The following is a 16,506-nucleotide window of genomic DNA, read 5'->3' on the forward strand; positions in this document are numbered from 1 at the left end:
CATGCCGATCTATGTCCAACACGAAGTCCTGGGCCGTATTCCCGACGTTTTCAACGGCGAGGCGATCTGGCAGGCTCCCGGTCTGGCGCTGTTCTCGCGCCGTCCACTGCTGCGCGACCTGCTGGAACGCAGCCCGCGCGAACACAAAGGCCGCGCCGCCACCCGCTGTTTCTCCCATGTGACGCTGATGCTGCCCCAGGAGGATGTCGACGACGATTACCACCTCACGCGCGGCGCACGCGCCCGCGACCTGGCGCAGACCTTGACGGCATTGCATCAAAAGGACTTCGGCGACCTGCTCGGCGGCGACCAGGTGCGCTACGACGTGATCGGCACCGAGGCGCTGGCGCCGGGCGAGATCGAGGTCAAGTTCGGCCACGCGGTGTACTTGCCCGCTGCCGACGAAAAAATCCTCTTCAATGTCAGCGTCTCGCGCGACAGCGCGATCTGGCACCCGGTCTGCCCGATCTATCCGAACCAGCGCCTGGCGCTGATCGGCGGCGAAGGCGGCACGGCCAGCGTGACCGCCAGCGGCTGGCCGTTCGGCCCCGAAGGCGCGATCCTGATCATCAACGACGGTCCCGATGCGGCGCCGGTGGTGCAGATGCGTCCCAAGGACGCTTTCGAATGCCGCTTCGATCCGCGCAGCGGCTACTACACCATCAAATCCCTGCGCGATGCGCCCGGCGGCAGCCCCCGTCTGATGCTCAAGATCGCCCGTGCCTCGGGCGCCCCCGTTGGAATGCAGCCCAGCGCCGGTGAAGGCATCAGCATCAATCCGGCGCCCATGCAGGCGCCGGCGCCGGCGGCCCATGCCACTCCGGTCAAGCCGGCGGTCTGGCAGAGCCGCGCGGACGGCGCTCCGCTGGAACTGACCGCGGTGCCGGTCAGCCACAAGCCGGCCAACAAGCCGGGGGAAAGCGACGCCACCTACGCGCCGGTCTCGCAGCAGCGCGTCAACCTGGTGGCGCTGGCCCTGCCCCGTCTGAGCCGCTACCGCGACACCGGCGCCCAGGCACTGGAGCTGCCTTTCGACCGCGCGCTGGCCCTGTCCGCCGACGCGGCGCCGGTCATCAGCTTCGTGGTCGACGCGGCCGATGATCTGTATGCCTGCACCGCCGAAGGCCGCCAGCGCATCAACGCGCCGTCCACGTTCTCGCCGGTCGACGGGCGGGCGATCCGGCTGCTGCCGGCGGCGCCGGAAATGGCCGACCGCTATCGCGCCCTGCTCTGTCTCGCCCAGCCTGTCGGCGCGGCGGTCGCCGGCGGCGCGCGCTTTACCTTCGGACGCAATTCGCCGATGCTGTCGGCCTTGCGTTTGCTCGACTCGCCCCGCTTCATCAAACGCGCCGACGGCGTCAACGCGGCCAGCGCCGATCGCATCGGCCTGTCGCGCAACGCTTTCAGTTTTGAAGCGACCTCCGGGGGCTACAAGATCGGGCGGCTGGCGGCCACCCAGGGGTTGTACCACCTGAACGAAAAGATGGAGTTCGTCGCCAGCATCGGCGATACGGGCGCCGACGCGCCGTATCTGCTGCCGGCCGGTCATCATCTCGTGGCCGGCCACTACGTGCTGCGCTTCGACGCCTGAGGGGACCGGCGATGGAGACGGCACAACTCTACGCGGCCTGCGCGTTCGCGGCGGGACTGGTAATCACGCTATTCCTGGCCGCCTACCTGACGCCCAATCAATGGTGGCGCCGCGCCAACGCGCGCGCGCTGCTGATCATGGTGGTAGGCGCATGGGGTATCGGTAGCCTGATCCTGTACGCGGCCCAGGGTACGCGGCCGGTTGCGGCAGGCACGCTGGAAGGCGCCACGGATCGGTCGTCGGCCGTCACGCCGACGGCGGCATCCGCGCCGGCAAGCCTCTCGTCAAACATCATCGCCGGCCGGCCCTTCCAGGTGCACCGCGACCTGAACGTGCGCGCCGCCGCCGGGGTGCACTCGGCGCGCCTGGTCACCGTGCCGGCCGGCGCCACCGTCACCCCCACCGGCGTGCGCGAAGGCGACTGGTGGCAGGTCACAACCAGCGCCAACGGCCGAGAACAAACGGGCTGGGTCAGCAGCTTGTGGCTGCGCCGGGGCGGCGAATGACGCATCCACGCAGCGAGCCTTCGTTCCCATCCGCGCACGCTTCACCACCCGCTTCCGCAGCGGCGGGTTTTTCAGCTAAGCTGTGGCCTTTCGGACTCCGCGCCGCGCCGCCCGCCACGATGACAAGAATCACCGACATGCTGGACTTCGGCCCCGGCCTCGATATCGCGGCCCGCAGCAGCGCCAGCATCAGCAAACTGCAAGTGCCGGAAAACCAGGACAACCTGCTCGTCGTCGATGCCACCGGACGCGCGGTATTCCTGCGCGACCAAACCAGCCAGTCGGCGACGCTGGAGGGCTGGCCGCGAGGCCATGTGCGCCTCGCCGTCATGGACGGCATGGGCGGCCACGGCCACGGACGAGAGGCCGCCGAAGCCGTCGCCGCCGGCCTGCTGCGCGTGCCCGCATGCGGCACGCTGGAGGAACTGGGCGCGCACCTCGACCGCCTGCACGACGAACTCCAACAACGCTTCCGCCAGCCCGGCGATACCGACAGCTTCCGCCGGCCCGGCACCACGCTCACGCTGCTGGAAATCCCGCCCGGCGAGGCGCCGATGCTGTATCACGCCGGCGATTCGCGGCTATACGAGATCACCGCGCAAACCGTCCAACCGCTGACGGTGGACCATGTGCCGGCCACCTGCTTCGCGATGCACGGGTTGCTGGGCGAGGAGGAATGGTGGCAGCAGGTGCACGGCGAGCACCGCCCGCAAATCTCGCAGGCCTACATCCTCGGCAACGCGTTCGCCAATCCGCAGGTGCTGGAGGATGGCCTGCTGCCGCTGGACGCGGCCAACCTGCCGCCGTTCCTGCGGCACCTGTCCGACCGCCGCGCGGTGCGGGTCCGCGCCGACGCCACCTATTTGCTCGCCACCGACGGCTTCTGGTCGTGCGGCCGGCCGCTGCCCTGGACCGCGCGCTGGCCGGCGCTGATGGTTCGGCCGGGACACTCCGCCGGCGCGGCGCTCGATGCGTTGTTCAATGATTATGCCGACCATCCGCCGGCCAACCTCCACATCGACAACGTCACCGCCATCGTGCTGCGATTTGCACAACCAACGCCGCCGCCGGAGGGCCGCAATCTTGACGAAACGGCACTGCCGGCCGCATCAATCCCGCCGCATTTTTGAGGTACGGCGAGGGGTAAGTGTTGCGTCTTGATCGCCGCATGTGCCTTAGGGCAAAAATATGCCGATCGGATGCGGGTTTGATTGCCAAGGATGGCGTAAACCGCATAAACTGACAGGTATTCCATCGGTCGGTACGCCATGAAAAAATGCAGTAATGCCCAGCATCCGCATTGCACCTACTGGGTCATGTCTGGAGAACAAGCTTGCGAAGGCGGTCACGCCCAAGCCGAGCCGTCCAGCTATGACCTGCTGAGTGCCGTGCGCAGCGCCCGCGCCAGTGGTCCGGCGACGACGCTCGCTGCCGCGCAGGCATCCGCGACCGGCATCACCACCCCGCCCACCTCCGCTGCCGCCGCCACCGCGCCATCGGGCTACGCCCGTCCGCTGCAACGCGCGCAATCCGAGCGCCCGCAGCTGCATATCAGCGGCTTCGACCCGCGCGCCGCCGGCGGCCGTCAAACGCTGAAGATGGAACTGCGCGGCATGCCCGACGCCTGCGCGCCGCAACTGACGCTGCAACTGCAATCGGACCTGATCCCCAACGGCGCCGCGCGCCAGCAGTTCGTGCGCGCCACCAATGGCGAATGGCGCCCGGTGTTCGCCGAATTTTCATCGCGCGGCAAAGAGCACGGCCAGTACCAGATCAGCATCGAGCTGCTTAGCCAGCACACCGGCATGGCGGCCCGCAAATGGGTGTGCACCTTCGTCATCCTGGTGCCGCGCCTCGACGCGACCTTGACCGAGATCCACCGCATCTTCCTGAGCACCCACAAGAATGTGCGCGTGATGGCGGACGACGCCTCCATCGCCCGCGTCAGCGCGCAAGGCGGCGACAGCCTGGATATCGACGTCACCGCCCGCAACGCCGGCATCGCGCATCTGGACCTGAACGCGCCGGCCGGCAAAGTGGACCTGGGCTTCACCACCATCGCCTGGGACGAGGACCTGATCGAGATCGACATCCCCGTCACCAACGCCGTGCATCCGCACGCCAGCCGCGCGGCCAGCTTCGTCAACGCCGCGCCGGAGAGCGGAGCGCAACGCCAGATCCGCCTGTTCGCGATGGAGGAATGCGTGCTGGGACGCTTTGAGCTGGTCGATCCCGAATCCGACGTCATGCTGACCCATTACACCGCCGACGGCCAGGACACCAACGGCCTGACGCGGCGCCTGTCCGGCCGCCACGCTGTGATCCGCCGCTGCGGCCAGGGCTTCGAGATCGAAGACGTGTCCCGCTACGGCATCCTGCTCGACGGCGTCTGGCCGGGCAAGCACAAGCCGACCACGCTGCGCCTCGGCATGCGCATTGAACTGAGCGCCAGCATCAAGGGCATCGTCGTGCTGTCGGTGTCGGCCATCATGCCGCACGGCGTGATCCTGCACCGCATCGACCAGGGCGCGAACGCCGAATGCTTCTACGTGCTGATGCCGGAAACGCATCCCGGCTATCCGGTCAAATCGTTTGCCGCCGCGCCGCACGCGGCCGCGCTGCCGCTGCTGCTGCATCGCGACGGCGGCTTCTGGCACCTCGACCAGCTGACCGGCAAGGAAACCGCGCTGGCCCCGGGCGTGTCGCTGGAAAAACTGAGCCGCATTCCGCGCCACAGCCGCTTCGCCAGCGATCCGTATCCGGAGCACTGGATCATCCGCACCGGCGCCGCCGACATGTACAACACCGTCGCCGCGCACGACATGCATACCGCCTAGCGTATTTTCAGCTCCGTCTTCAACTGATCGAGCAGCGCCGCGACCTTGGGCGACATCGGGCGCGCCAGCGGCCAGACGATGTGCAGCGGCAGCCCGTCGATCGCCCGCTCCGCCATCACCTCCACCACCGCGCCGGATGCCAGATGCTCCCGCACCAGCCACGTCGCCAGCTGCGCCACGCCCATATCCGCCAGCACCGCCGTCATCTGCGCCTCGCCATCGCCGGCCATGATCCGGTGTTCCATGGTCCGGCGCTCGGTCTGTCCGCCGGCCGACGCGAACAACCATGGACTAGCGGTGCCGTCGGCGCGCCCGTAGACAACGCAATCGTGCAGCGCCAGGTCTGCGATGGAGTGCGGCGTGCCGCGCCGCGCCAGATAGGCCGGGGTGGCGCAGAAAATCAGGCGTTCGTCGCCCAGGTGAACGTGCCCCAACGACGCCGGCCAGTGGGCCGGGCCGCCGATGCGCACCGCCAGGTCCAGTCCCTCCTCCTGGACGTCGACAAAACGGTCGGTGAAGGTGACCTGCGGCCGCAGATTCGGATACTGTCCGCAAAAGCGCAGCAGCTCCGGCATGACGCGCATGCGGCCGAAGGTCGCCGGCAAGCCGAGTACCAGGCGTCCGGCCGGCTCGGCGTCCTGCGCCAGCGCGGCTTCGGTCTCTCCGAGCTCCATCAGCACGCGCCGGCAGGTCTCGTGGTATTTGCGGCCGGCGTCGGTCAGGGTCAGGCTGCGGGTGCTGCGCTCGAACAGCTTGACGCCGAGGCGCGCCTCCAGCCGCGCGAGGCTTTTGCTGACGGCGGAGCTGCTCAGCTGCAGCCGGGCGGCGGCCACGGTGAAACTGCCGGCGTCGGCGGCCTGCACGAAGTAGGCGATGTCTTTGAGATGGTCGGAGGCGTGCATTGGTCGAGTAGCGGAATAAAATTCATGAATTGATTGAAATCTTATCGTAAATACGAATTCATTTCGCGCTTATCATGACTTATCGCTTAATTGAAGGAGTCTTCGCATGAAAAACATCGCATTGATCGTCGGCGCCAGCGGCGTCACGGGTAGCGCGCTGGCCGAACGGCTGCTGGGCAACGGCTGGTCGGTCCTGGGCTTGTCACGTGGCCGCACGCCGCTGCTGGCCGGCGTCGAGCCGGTACGCGCGGACCTGACCTCGCGCGATGATGTCGCGCAGGCGCTCGCCGGACGTGCAGTCACCCATGTGTTCTTCACCGCGTGGGCGCGCCAGGCCAACGAAAAGGAAAACATCCGCGTCAATGGCGCGATGGTCGGCAATGTGCTCGACGCTTTGCAGGACGCGGCGACCTTGAAGCATGCGGCGCTGGTGACGGGTTTGAAGCATTACCTCGGGCCATTCGAGGCGTATGCCACCGGCGCCGTGCCCGAGACGCCGTTCAGGGAGGAGCAAGGACGCAAGCCGGTCGACAATTTCTACTATGAGCAGGAAGACCGTTTGTTCGCGGCGGCCGCGCGCGGCGGGTATAGCTGGAGCGTGCATCGTCCGCATACGGTGATCGGTTACGCGGTGGGCAATGCGATGAATATGGGGTTGACCTTGGCCGTCTATGCGACGCTGTGCAAGGAGTCCGGCGCGCCGTTCGTGTTCCCGGGGTCGGCGGCACAATGGAACGGGTTGACGGATATGACCGATGCGCGTCTGCTGGCGGCGCATCTGGAATGGGCGGCGACCAGCACCGCGGGCGCCAACGAGGACTTCAACGTGGTTAACGGGGACGTGTTCCGGTGGAAGTGGCTGTGGCCCAAGCTGGCGGAGTATTTTGGCGTCGAGGCGGCGCCGTTCGACGGGGTGGTGCAGCCGTTGGAGGGCAGGATGGATGACGCACCGCGAGCGTGGGCGGAGATAGCGGCCAGGCACGGGCTGGCGGAGGGGGATATTGGCAAGCTGGCGTCGTGGTGGCATACCGACGCGGATCTGGGCCGGCCGATGGAAGTCCTCGCGGATATGACCAAGAGCCGCAAGGCGGGTTTTTTGGCCTATCAGAGCACGCCGGACGCGTTTTTTGATTTGTTCGAGCGGTTGAAGGCGGAGCGCATCGTTCCGGGCCGTGCATAGCAAACGCCAGCAGACATCGGAAACACGTAGGGCGGACGTGCCTCCGCGATAAATCGGCCTACGGGCGATCCGCACGATTTACAGGTACTGCCCGCCCGCCGGCTTCTTGGCCGGCAGCGGTATCCACTCGGTCTCGCCGGGCACCTTGTCAAAACGCTGCGCCTCCCAATCCTCGCCGGCCTTCACAATGCGCTCCTTGCTCGACGAGACGAAATTCCACGACATGAAGCGCCGCCCATCCAGCGGCTCGCCGCCGATCACCACAAAGTGCGCCTCCGACGTCGCCTTCACCAGCTGCGTACTGCCTGTACTGAGCAGCGCCATATTGTTTTTCTCCAGCGGCGTGCCATCGATCTCCAGATCGCCGCCCACCGGATAGATCGCCGCTTCCTCCGGCAACCCGCTCAAGGCCAGCTCCTGCCCCGCCTTCAACATCACATCCAGATACAAGGTGCGGCTAAAGGTCTTGACCGGCGAGGTTCTGCCGAACGCGGTGCCGATCAGCACCCGCACCCGGGCGCCATCGACCGTCAGCTCCGGAATGTCGGCGGCGGGCGTGTGACAAAAGCCCGGCTCGTCCTCCTCGTGCGCCACCGGCAGCGCGGCCCACAGCTGCAAGCCGTGCGTGCGGTGCGGCTTGCCGACCAAATCCTTCGGGGTGCGCTCGGAGTGGACGATGCCGCGACCCGCCGTCATCCAGTTGATCGCGCCGGGTTCGATGCGCTGGAAGGTGCCGATGCTGTCGCGATGATCCATCGCGCCCTCGAACAGATACGTGACCGTCGCCAGCCCGATATGCGGATGCGGACGCACGTCGTGATCGGCGTCGAGCGGCACATCGACCGGACCGAAATGGTCGAAGAAAATAAACGGGCCCACGGCCTGCTTGATGGCGGACGGCAGATAACGGCGCACGACGAAGCCGCCGCCCAGATCCTTTTCATGGCCCTTCAACAGATTCGAGATCGTCATCGGCTTATCCCAGAACGGTCGTGACTTCGGTGGTCACGGACGTCATCAGTTTGTGGATCGGACATTTCTGCGCGGCGGCCAGCAGTTCGGCGCGTTGGGTGTCGCTCAGATTACCGGTCAGGTGCAGCGTGGCGGCCAGGCGGTAGACGCCCTGGCGCTCTTCGCTGGCGTCACGCTCCATGCTCACTTCCACATGTTCGAGCGGGATGTTCTTGCGCTTGGCGAACCAGACCACCGTCAGCGCCTTGCAGGCGCTCAGCGCCGCGTCGTACAGGTCGTGCGGCGACGGGCCGGCGTCGCTGCCGCCCTCTTCCACCGAACCGTCGGTCGATACGATGTGGTTGCGCACATGGACGATGTGGCGCATCGGCAGCGATTGATCGCGCAGTACTTTGATAGTCATTCCGTGTTCCTTGTGGGCGGTAATCAGAACCCACAATTTACACCGTTTAGGAGAGTTTCGCCTCCCCTAAACGGGGAACCGTCACACCACTTTCTTGACGAATTCCGTCTTCAGGCTCATCGCGCCGAAGCCGTCGATCTTGCAGTCGATATCGTGGTCGCTGTCGACCAGGCGGATGTTCTTGACCTTGGTGCCCACTTTGACGGTGCCGCCGCCACCCTTGAGCTTCAGATCCTTGATGACGGTGACGGTATCGCCATCCTGCAGAATGTTCCCGACCGAGTCGCGATAGACGCGCGCGCCTTCCTCGGCGGCGTCGGCGGCGGTCGCACTCCACTCGTGCGCGCATTCCGGGCACACTAGCTGGGCGCCATCTTCGTAGGTGAATTCGGAATTACATTTCGGGCATGGGGGCAAAGCGCTCATCGTTGGTCCTGGTGGTTGTACCGCAAAAGGCGGCAGTATACACCCCAGTCCCATGTCTAGACCAGTTTGCGGGCGACGCGGAAGCCGACGATATCGTTGGCCAGCACCGCCGAGTAGCCGTTGCGCACCGAGGAGCGCAGGTAGCGCGGGTTGTACAGCCATGAGCCGCCGCGCAGTATCCGCCGTACCGGATCGCCGCCCTCTTCCCACGCGCTGCCGTCGACCGGAGCGCCCACATAGCTGTCGTGGACCACATCCTGGGTCCACTCCCACACGTTGCCGTGCATGTCGAACAAGCCCCAGGGGTTGGGCGGGAAGGTACCGGCCTTGCTGGTCCCCTGGCGGAAAGCGCCGCGCGCGCTGCCGTTGTAGGTGTAGTTGCCGTCGTAGTTGGCCTGCTCGGTGGTGATGCTGTCGCCGAAGCTGAAGGCGGTCTTGGTGCCGGCGCGGCAGGCGTACTCCCATTCCGATTCGCTGGGCAAGCGATAGGTCTGGCCGGTCTTTTCGGATAGCCAGCGCAGATACAGTTGCACGTCCATCCAGCTGACGCCGATCACCGGATGGTCGTCGTCCTGCGCGAAGCCGGGCGCGCGCCAATCGGTATCGGACTGCGATTCCCAGCCGGTGGCGCGGACGAACTGGCGCCACTGCCCCACCGTCACAGGGAAGCGGCCCATCGCGATCGGCTGTTCGATGCCGACCCAGTGCTGGGGCGTCTCGCGGTCCAGCCAGTTTTTCTGCGCCCCCGCCTTGATCGCCACCGCGTGTTCGTGTTCGTGGGACCCCATCTGGAAACGCCCGGTGGGGATCAGCACCAGATCGGGACCGACCCCGGTACCGTCGATAAAACGGTCGCGCAGCACGCCGCTGGGGTCCGCCACGGGGCTGCCCGCCGTCGGCATCAGCGCGGCCAGCTCGGCGGCGTTGCGCTCGGCCAGCTGCTTGCGGTGGCGCTCCTGCTCCGCGCGATAGGCCGCTTCCGCCTTTAGCTGCGCGGCCTTGCGCTGCTGCTCTTCGCGTTCGTCACGGGCTTTCTTGGCGTCGGCGTCCCGGCGCGCCTGCAGTTGCTCGCGCAAGGTTTGCTTGCGCGCCAGCGCGGCGGCTTCCGCTTCCGCGCGCTGCTTGGCTTCCAAGGCGCGGCGCTGCTGGTCCAGCCGCACCTTTTCCAGCGCGGCGGCCTTGGCCTCGGCCTCGCGGCGCGCGGCCATTTCCACCGCCTGCGCCTGCCGTTTCTGTTCGGTCAGGCGGGCCTGCTCGGCCTGCGCCGCCAGTTCCTTCTTACGCTGGCGCTCGCGCTCCAGCTGCTCCTGCCGCTCCTTCTCCTGTTGCGCGGCCTTTTGCGCGGCCTGCGCGGCCAGTTCCTCGTCGGTCGGCCCGGTTGCCCGGCGCAGCTGCGCCAGCAGCTCGTTGACCGACGCCGGCCGCCGCTCCTGCTGATACGCGAAGCCGGTTTGCAGCACCTGCCATTGACGCTCGTTCAGGCCGTGCGGCGGCGATGGATGAAAGTCGGCGGGCCGCATGTCGTCGAACGGCATCCGGCCTTCCAGCAGCTGGTAGATCATCACGGCCACCGCGTACACATCGAGCTTGGGTGCGGGCTGGCGTTGATGCGTGCCGGCTTCCGGCGCCCGATAGCCCGCCGTACCGGCGTTGGGCGTCTGCAAGCCGAGGCTGCTGCCGGCGCTGCGCGCGCGCGAGGCGATGCCGAAATCGAGCAGTTTGATTTCGCTGCGCTGGGTCAGGAAGACGTTGCCGGGTTTGATGTCGCGGTGGACCAGCTTGTGCTTTTCCCACGCGTACTGCAGCGCGTCGCCGACCGGCGACAGCAGCTTGAAGACCGCTTCCAGCGGCAGCGGTCCTTGGGCGGCCAGATAGGCATCGAGGTCCTGGCCTTCCAGGTATTCCATGATGATGAAGTAGCTGGAGGTGGCCGGGTCCTGCGCCCATTCGTAGACGCGGACGATGTTTTCATGCGCCAGCTTGCGCGCCTGGGTGGCCTCCTCGATCAACAGCTTGGCGTGGGTGGCGCTTTGCGTAAGCTGCGGCGGCAGGATTTTCAGCGCCACCATTTCGCTGTGGCCCAGCTCCGCGTGCGTAGCCAGGTCGGTGGCTTGCCACACCTGCCCCATGCCGCCCATGCCGATCAGGCGTTCCAGCCGGTAGCGGCGGTTTTGCGGGCCGATCTCCTGGCCCGACATCAGGCCCAGTTCCGTGCCCTGGCGCACCGGCATCTGGACAGGCGTGGCGCTGCCTCCCGGCGGCGCATACTCCGCATCCAGGATGGCGTTCTTGCGACGGTCGAACTCTTGGAGGCTCAACAGACCGTCATCATGTAAGGCCCGCAGTTCGCGGATCTTGTCTCTTGCCGTTTGCATCATTGACTGAAGTGTAACCGTTCCTGCTGTTTGGCGTTTAGGACCCACGCCGGGCTATCGGCGCCTGCGCTCATCTAAATCACGTAGGGCGGATTAGCGCAGCGTAATCGGCCATGTATGCATACCGACGGCCCATGCATGGCCGATTACGGCGTTCCGCCTAATCCGCCCTACGTTAACGGGACGCCGCATTGGGCGCAGAATTTGTCGTCCGGGTGGTTTATCCGCGTCGGGTGGCCGTTGACGCAGTAGCCTACGCTCTTCGGCGTCGCCGGCAGCGGCACGCCGGCGCGCGCGACGCCGATGCCCAACTGGCTCTGGGTCGTCAGCGCGCTGGCGCTCGCGGCGTTCTGCACATTGAGCAGGTCGAGCTGGTGGCGGCGATCCTTGTCCAGTTCCGCGTCGCGGTGCGCGCGCTCCTCGAGCACCCGCTCGTAGGCCTGCTGCGACGCCTCCGCCGGCGTCATGCCATGTTCGGCCGCCACCACCTGCGCCAGCGCCTGTATCTGCTCGGCCGACATGCCGCCCTGGATCTGCATCTTCATGATCTGCGACAACGCCTGCGCGTTCGGCTCGGCGGCGGTGGCCACCTTGCCGGTGTCGCTCAAGCCGCCGATGGTTTCGATGCGCTTGATCTCATGCGATTGCTGCGCCAGCAGCACGTCGTACTCGCCCTTCCAGCGCGCGAACTTCTCTTCGCGCTCGTGCTCCAGCTTTTTCAGCTCGCGCTGCCATTCGGCCTCCTGCTCCTTTTGCTTGAGGATCTGGCGCTGCTCGTCGACCGCCAGCTGGTCCAGCAAGGCCTGTTTGCTGTTTGCCTGGTTCTGGCGCGCGTGGATGCCGTCCGCCTCGATCGTGCGCAGCAGCTTTTCGTACTGCGCGATGGAGTCGGCCTGCGCGCCGGCGCGCTTCAACTCCTCGATCTTCTGGTTGATTTCGGCCACCTGCACCGCGTTGGCGGCGTCCTTGACGGCGTCGCCGCGCAGCAGCTCGCGCTGGCGCGCCAACGCAAGCTGGTCTTCCCATTCCTGTACCCGCTCGGCCTCCCGGCGGCGGGCGGCGCCGGCCAGCGTCATGCCCTGAATGCGCGCCTCGTGGGCTTCCGACTCCACTTGCAGCTCGCGCGCCTTCTCGGCTTTCTCGCGTTGGCGCAGCGCCGCCAGCTCGTTGCGGCGGTGCGACTCGTCCTCGATCAACAGCGCCTGCGCGATCTGGTTTTCAATCGCCTGCTGGCGCAGCTGGTGCGACAGGCGTTGCTGCGCCAACTGGCGCTGCTCGGCGGCGGTCTGCTGCAGCACTTCCAGCTCGGTGCGCATCTTGATCTGGGCCAGTTGGCGCACATGTTCCCAATCCGCCTGCTCGCCGGCACGGTGCGACTTGCTCTTCGCCAGTTCGTGTTCCAGGTCGGCCAGGATGGTGCCGGCGCCCTTGTCCAGGGCAACCTTGCGGGTTTTCGATTCCATGACGCGGCTGTATAGCTCCACCTCGCGCGCGCGCAGCGACTGTATGCGTTCGCTTTCCTTCAACGTCAGCTCGGCCTTGTTGACGCTGGCGTCCTGGCGCAGCTCCGCGCGGCGGAAGTCGGAGCGCATCTTCTGCTCTTCGCGCCAGATGGCCTGCCATTCCTCCTCGTCGTAGATCTGGTCGAGCTGCTTGACATGTTCGAGCTGCACATGGCGCTCGTCGGCCACCAGCCACAGGGTGCCGATGCGCTCGCGGTTATGGTCGAATTTATCGTGGCGCAGCGCCGCCGTCTCGACCCGTTCCACCGCCAGGCCGTAGGCGGCCAGCCGCAGTTTGAGCGCCGCTTGCAGGCGTTCGTCCAGCTGGAGGCGCAGATCGGCGTTTTGCGCCATGTCGCGCATCGAACGGCCGCCGACAAATTCGGCCGCCAGCTGGCGCACCGATGGCGACAGCAATTCGTGCAGGTGCAGCGTGCTGACGACGCCCGGCACGGTCATGAAGTGCTGCGCGAAGGCCGGCACGTTTTCGATGCGGATGGCGACGGTGAAGCGCGCAGATATCTTCAAGTGCTCCGCCGTCTCCAGGTCGCTGAATGAGAACTCGACCGGCAACGGCGCGCTGCGGGTGATCAGGATTTCGGCGTTCTGGTTGCGCAGCAGATGGTTGAGCCGGGTGAAGAAGCCTTCGATCTCGTATTCGCCCTGCGGCACTTCGGTCGCCTTGTCGGCTTGCAGGATGTAGGCGCGCGAAGTGGCCGGGACGCGCAGCGTTTTGGTGAAGATGCCGGACAGGGCGCTGACGCCGAAATAGACCGCCAGCTCGTCGTCGCCGGGAATCCAGCGGTTGTCGCGCAGGACCGGTTCGTTGCGCGGCGCGCCCAGGGTCAAACCGCAATGCTTGCAGTAGCCCGACTGGTCATCGTTTTTATGCTCGCAACGCGGGCATTTAACGCTCCCAAAACCAAACATTTGGAACATGTCAGACTCCTTCTTCGATTCATCTTCCGTGCCACCCTGTCATTCGCCGATTTTAGCAGGGCAAGCCGGTTTCATTCTTGCGCACGATTCAGCGCTAGCTTAAATCATGCCAATACGGTCTATACAGGCCAAAGTCGCGCCTTTTTGGCGCAAATCGGCCCTGAATCCGGGCGGCAGGACCTCCTCCCAGGCCTTGGGCAGCAGCACCCGGTCGCCCGCGTGAACTTGTCTCATTATCAACTCCAGCTTCGGCTCGCGTCCCTGGACGGTGTCGACCCGGCCGGCGTGCCAGGCGCTGGAGCAGCCTGTCGCGATGATGCGCCCGCGCGGCACGAATTCGCGGCCGCGCGCGAGGCGGTCGGCCATCACCAGCGCCAGTTGGTACGACCCGCCCTGGAAGCGCGGCTGGCCGAAGCGCACCACGCTGCGCCAGCGGCCCAGCCCTTTGCCGTCGAAGTGGCGCGCGCCGGCCAGCGTCTGGCGGATGTCCTGCTGCGCGCTCAGGTCCAGCCCCGGCGCGGCGATGGTGTCCTCCTCGCTGTTGGCGGCGGCGGTGTGCGTGGCGTTGGCCGATACGTCGATGGCCGCCGGGTCCGCGTCGATCGGGAACACGCTGACCTCGACCCACGCCAGCTCGTCGTTGACGCCCCCGCTGTGCAGCGGGAACCAGGCGCGCACCGTCGACACGGCGGCCGACGGGTCGGCGTGGCCGGTCAAGGCCCCAAGGTGGGTGACTTGCATCGTGCCGACGGTGGCGCTGCCGCCATCGGCGCGGCCGGACAGTTGGCCAAGATGCCAGCTGTCGGACCAGCCATGGGCGATGGTTTGCACGCCCGCCGCGGGCTGGAACAGGCCACGCACGGAACGGTCGGCCAACACGGCCGCCAGCTCCCAGTCGCGCTCCGCGTCGCCCGGCGCGATATCCATGCTGAGAACCACCTGGTCGCGACTATCGAAACGCACTTCGGTGTGCCGCGCCAGGCGGACCACCTCCTGCATACGCTCGGCGATCGCCGGCGCGCCCGGGACGCTGCATTTGACCTCGGCGCGATTGGCGCGCGGACGGCGGCTGGCGGTGATGGTGAGGACACGGCCGTCCGCCAGGATGCTGCGGCATTCGGCGATGGTCGGCGTGGCGGCGATGGACAGGATCGTCATAGCGATGGCTCCACGCGTTCCGCGCGCGGCGCGCGGCGCAGCGACAGTCCCGTTTCCAGATTGGCGCAGACGCGGTCCGCTTCGTCCAGCAATTGCGGCCATTGTTCGTGGCCCGCCAGTTGAAGGCGCGCCAACAGCGACCAGGCCTCATCCAGCGCGTCGCAGGCGATAAGCGTGTGGCGGCTACGGCGATTCTGGTCTTCCTCCGCCAGCGGCTGGTCCGGCGCGGCCCAGGCCAGGGCCGGCATGGTCGTGACGTTCAGGCTTGCCATGCCAAGGCGCAGCAGCAACGCCTGGTGGCGCTCGAAGACAGGCAAGCCTTCGGGCAGTTGCAGCAATCGCAGTTCGCGGCTCAGGGCGGGCAATTCCAGGAACAGCCGGCGCAGGGCTTGCGCATCGTTCCGCGCGGCGGGCGGCAACGGTGGCAGCGGCTGCGGCTGCGGCTGCGGTGGCGTGGCGGCTGGCGCGGAAGGCAAGTCGGCCGCCTGCTCGTCCAGCACGTGAATCTCGACGGCCGCGGGACGTGCGGCTTCGGCCGCGCGCATGGCCCGGGCTTTGAGTATATCGGCGAAATCGACCTGCCCGCCCAAGTCGACCGGCACGCAGTCGTCGACGGTCACGCCGTAGCGCGTGTACATCAGCTGATTCAGCCCGGCGCGGAACGCATGCCACTCATCCAGCGAGGTGCAAGGCGGCAGATCCAGCGCCCCTTGCGCCAGCTCCGCCTGCAGCGCCGCCTCCACCGACGCGCCGAAGCCCGCCAGTTGCAGCCGCCCCGATGTCTCGCTGTACAAATACAGGTCGAAGCGCTGCTGCGACACGCGCGGGTTGGCCGCGTCGATCACAAAACGCAAACGCAGGCCCCACTCGGGCGCGGCGGCAAACGGTATCAAGTCCACCGTGTAAGGTCCGGGATGGAAACAGAATACCGATTTGCCCTGCTCGCACGCCACCTTGCCCGGCGCCGCGCGCCGCGCATGGCCCGCCGCATTGAAGACCACGACCGTGCTGTCGGCCGGCGCGACGTCGCCCTCGTCGAGCCGCAGCGCGATCAGGCCCACTCCCAGGCCGCCGGTATCGGTGGCCTGTTTGCGGCGGCGCGTGAAAAAACCCATGATCCGCTACGCGACCGGCTCGACGGCGAAACCAGCGCCGTACATCTGAAAATGCGGCGCCGGCGCGGTGTCGAACGGCCAGGCGCGTTCGCACTCGCCGTCGGCATCGAGCCGGCCCTGCAGCACGATGGCGCCGCCGCCGTCGATCACGCGCAACTGTGGCTGTTCGCTCAACAGCCGCGCGGCGAAAGGCGCTTGCGCCGACAGCGACAGGATCACCTGCCAGCCGCCATCTTGCGGCAAAAAGTGCAGCGTCCAGTAATTGTCGTCGGTGACAAGGGCCTCCAGCGCCGCCGTGGTGGAAGCCGCGCGCAGCATGCCGGTGCTGCCCGACCACTGCGCGTCGTTGGCCGCCGGGACGACCGCCGCTCGGCGTTCCAGCGACAACTGGCGGAAGCGGCGCAGCGTCAGCGGCGACGCGGCCAGCGCCTGGCGCTCGTTCGGCGTCAGCACACGGCTGCCGTCTAGCGCCGCCAGCAACGTCGTATCGGCCAGCATCAGCCGGTCGTCCGGCACGGCGCGGGCCAACAGCGCGCGCTCGCGCAGCCGCGCATCCAGGGCCTTGGCGTCCTGCTCATCTTGTGCTGAATTCAATTCGTT

At 66.9% G+C, this 16,506-nt stretch carries 14 protein-coding genes; 5 read left to right on the forward strand and 9 right to left on the reverse strand.

Going from position 1 to position 16,506, the window contains the following annotated elements; all coding sequences use genetic code 11:
* Position 1 precedes the first annotated feature (1 nt).
* The 4 genes from MRBLMU1_RS22325 (at position 2) to MRBLMU1_RS22340 (ending at position 4,934) form a co-directional block, all read left to right on the forward strand.
* A complete protein-coding gene (locus MRBLMU1_RS22325) occupies positions 2 to 1,591 on the forward strand; it encodes a hypothetical protein (protein WP_363505936.1) in 1,590 nt (529 codons plus the stop codon).
* Positions 1,592 to 1,602: 11 nt separating this feature from the next.
* Positions 1,603 to 2,097 (forward strand): SH3 domain-containing protein, encoded by a 495-nt coding sequence (locus tag MRBLMU1_RS22330; RefSeq protein ID WP_363505939.1) that lies wholly within the window; start codon positions 1,603 to 1,605, stop codon positions 2,095 to 2,097.
* A gap of 119 nt (positions 2,098 to 2,216) precedes the next feature.
* Complete coding sequence (locus MRBLMU1_RS22335) at positions 2,217 to 3,227, forward strand: protein phosphatase (protein ID WP_363505942.1); 1,011 nt, start codon at positions 2,217 to 2,219, stop codon at positions 3,225 to 3,227.
* A 138-nt stretch (positions 3,228 to 3,365) separates the two neighbouring features.
* The gene (locus MRBLMU1_RS22340) at positions 3,366 to 4,934 is read left to right on the forward strand and encodes an FHA domain-containing protein (RefSeq protein WP_363505945.1); all 1,569 of its coding nucleotides are present in this window, start codon (positions 3,366 to 3,368) and stop codon (positions 4,932 to 4,934) included.
* Here MRBLMU1_RS22340 and MRBLMU1_RS22345 read toward each other — a convergent pair.
* Entirely contained in the window at positions 4,931 to 5,836 is a 906-nt protein-coding gene (locus tag MRBLMU1_RS22345) for a LysR family transcriptional regulator (RefSeq protein WP_363505948.1), read from the reverse strand. The genes MRBLMU1_RS22340 and MRBLMU1_RS22345 overlap by 4 nt on opposite strands.
* A 106-nt stretch (positions 5,837 to 5,942) precedes the next feature.
* On the opposite strand from MRBLMU1_RS22345, the gene MRBLMU1_RS22350 reads away from it, so the two are divergent.
* On the forward strand, positions 5,943 to 7,016 hold the full coding sequence (locus MRBLMU1_RS22350) for an SDR family oxidoreductase (RefSeq protein ID WP_363505951.1): 1,074 nt from the start codon (positions 5,943 to 5,945) through the stop codon (positions 7,014 to 7,016).
* 78 nt (positions 7,017 to 7,094) lie between these two features.
* On the opposite strand, the gene MRBLMU1_RS22355 is transcribed toward MRBLMU1_RS22350, so the two are convergent.
* The 8 genes from MRBLMU1_RS22355 to MRBLMU1_RS22390 all read right to left on the reverse strand — a co-directional run bounded on the left by MRBLMU1_RS22355 (position 7,095) and on the right by MRBLMU1_RS22390 (position 16,500).
* Complete coding sequence (locus MRBLMU1_RS22355) at positions 7,095 to 7,988, reverse strand: pirin family protein (RefSeq protein WP_363505954.1); 894 nt, start codon at positions 7,986 to 7,988, stop codon at positions 7,095 to 7,097.
* A 4-nt stretch (positions 7,989 to 7,992) separates the two neighbouring features.
* Complete coding sequence (locus tag MRBLMU1_RS22360) at positions 7,993 to 8,391, reverse strand: OsmC family protein (protein WP_315212678.1); 399 nt, start codon at positions 8,389 to 8,391, stop codon at positions 7,993 to 7,995.
* Positions 8,392 to 8,472: 81 nt separating this feature from the next.
* On the reverse strand, positions 8,473 to 8,817 hold the full coding sequence (locus MRBLMU1_RS22365) for a zinc ribbon domain-containing protein YjdM (protein ID WP_363505958.1): 345 nt from the start codon (positions 8,815 to 8,817) through the stop codon (positions 8,473 to 8,475).
* A 56-nt stretch (positions 8,818 to 8,873) separates the two neighbouring features.
* Positions 8,874 to 11,195, reverse strand: a complete 2,322-nt coding sequence (locus tag MRBLMU1_RS22370; RefSeq protein WP_363505961.1) for an SUMF1/EgtB/PvdO family nonheme iron enzyme — start codon at positions 11,193 to 11,195, stop codon at positions 8,874 to 8,876.
* Positions 11,196 to 11,362: 167 nt separating this feature from the next.
* Positions 11,363 to 13,633, reverse strand: a complete 2,271-nt coding sequence (locus MRBLMU1_RS22375) for a hypothetical protein (protein ID WP_363505964.1) — start codon at positions 13,631 to 13,633, stop codon at positions 11,363 to 11,365.
* Positions 13,634 to 13,732: 99 nt separating this feature from the next.
* The gene (locus tag MRBLMU1_RS22380; RefSeq protein WP_363505967.1) at positions 13,733 to 14,791 is read right to left on the reverse strand and encodes a hypothetical protein; all 1,059 of its coding nucleotides are present in this window, start codon (positions 14,789 to 14,791) and stop codon (positions 13,733 to 13,735) included.
* Entirely contained in the window at positions 14,788 to 15,906 is a 1,119-nt protein-coding gene (locus MRBLMU1_RS22385; protein ID WP_363505970.1) for a hypothetical protein, read from the reverse strand. Before MRBLMU1_RS22385 ends, MRBLMU1_RS22380 begins: the two co-directional genes overlap by 4 nt.
* Positions 15,907 to 15,912: 6 nt before the next feature.
* Positions 15,913 to 16,500 (reverse strand): hypothetical protein, encoded by a 588-nt coding sequence (locus tag MRBLMU1_RS22390; RefSeq protein ID WP_363505973.1) that lies wholly within the window; start codon positions 16,498 to 16,500, stop codon positions 15,913 to 15,915.
* Positions 16,501 to 16,506: the final 6 nt, after the last annotated feature.

It is taken from the genome of Burkholderia sp. LMU1-1-1.1 (assembly GCF_040675865.1).
Lineage (GTDB): Bacteria > Pseudomonadota > Gammaproteobacteria > Burkholderiales > Burkholderiaceae_D > Rugamonas.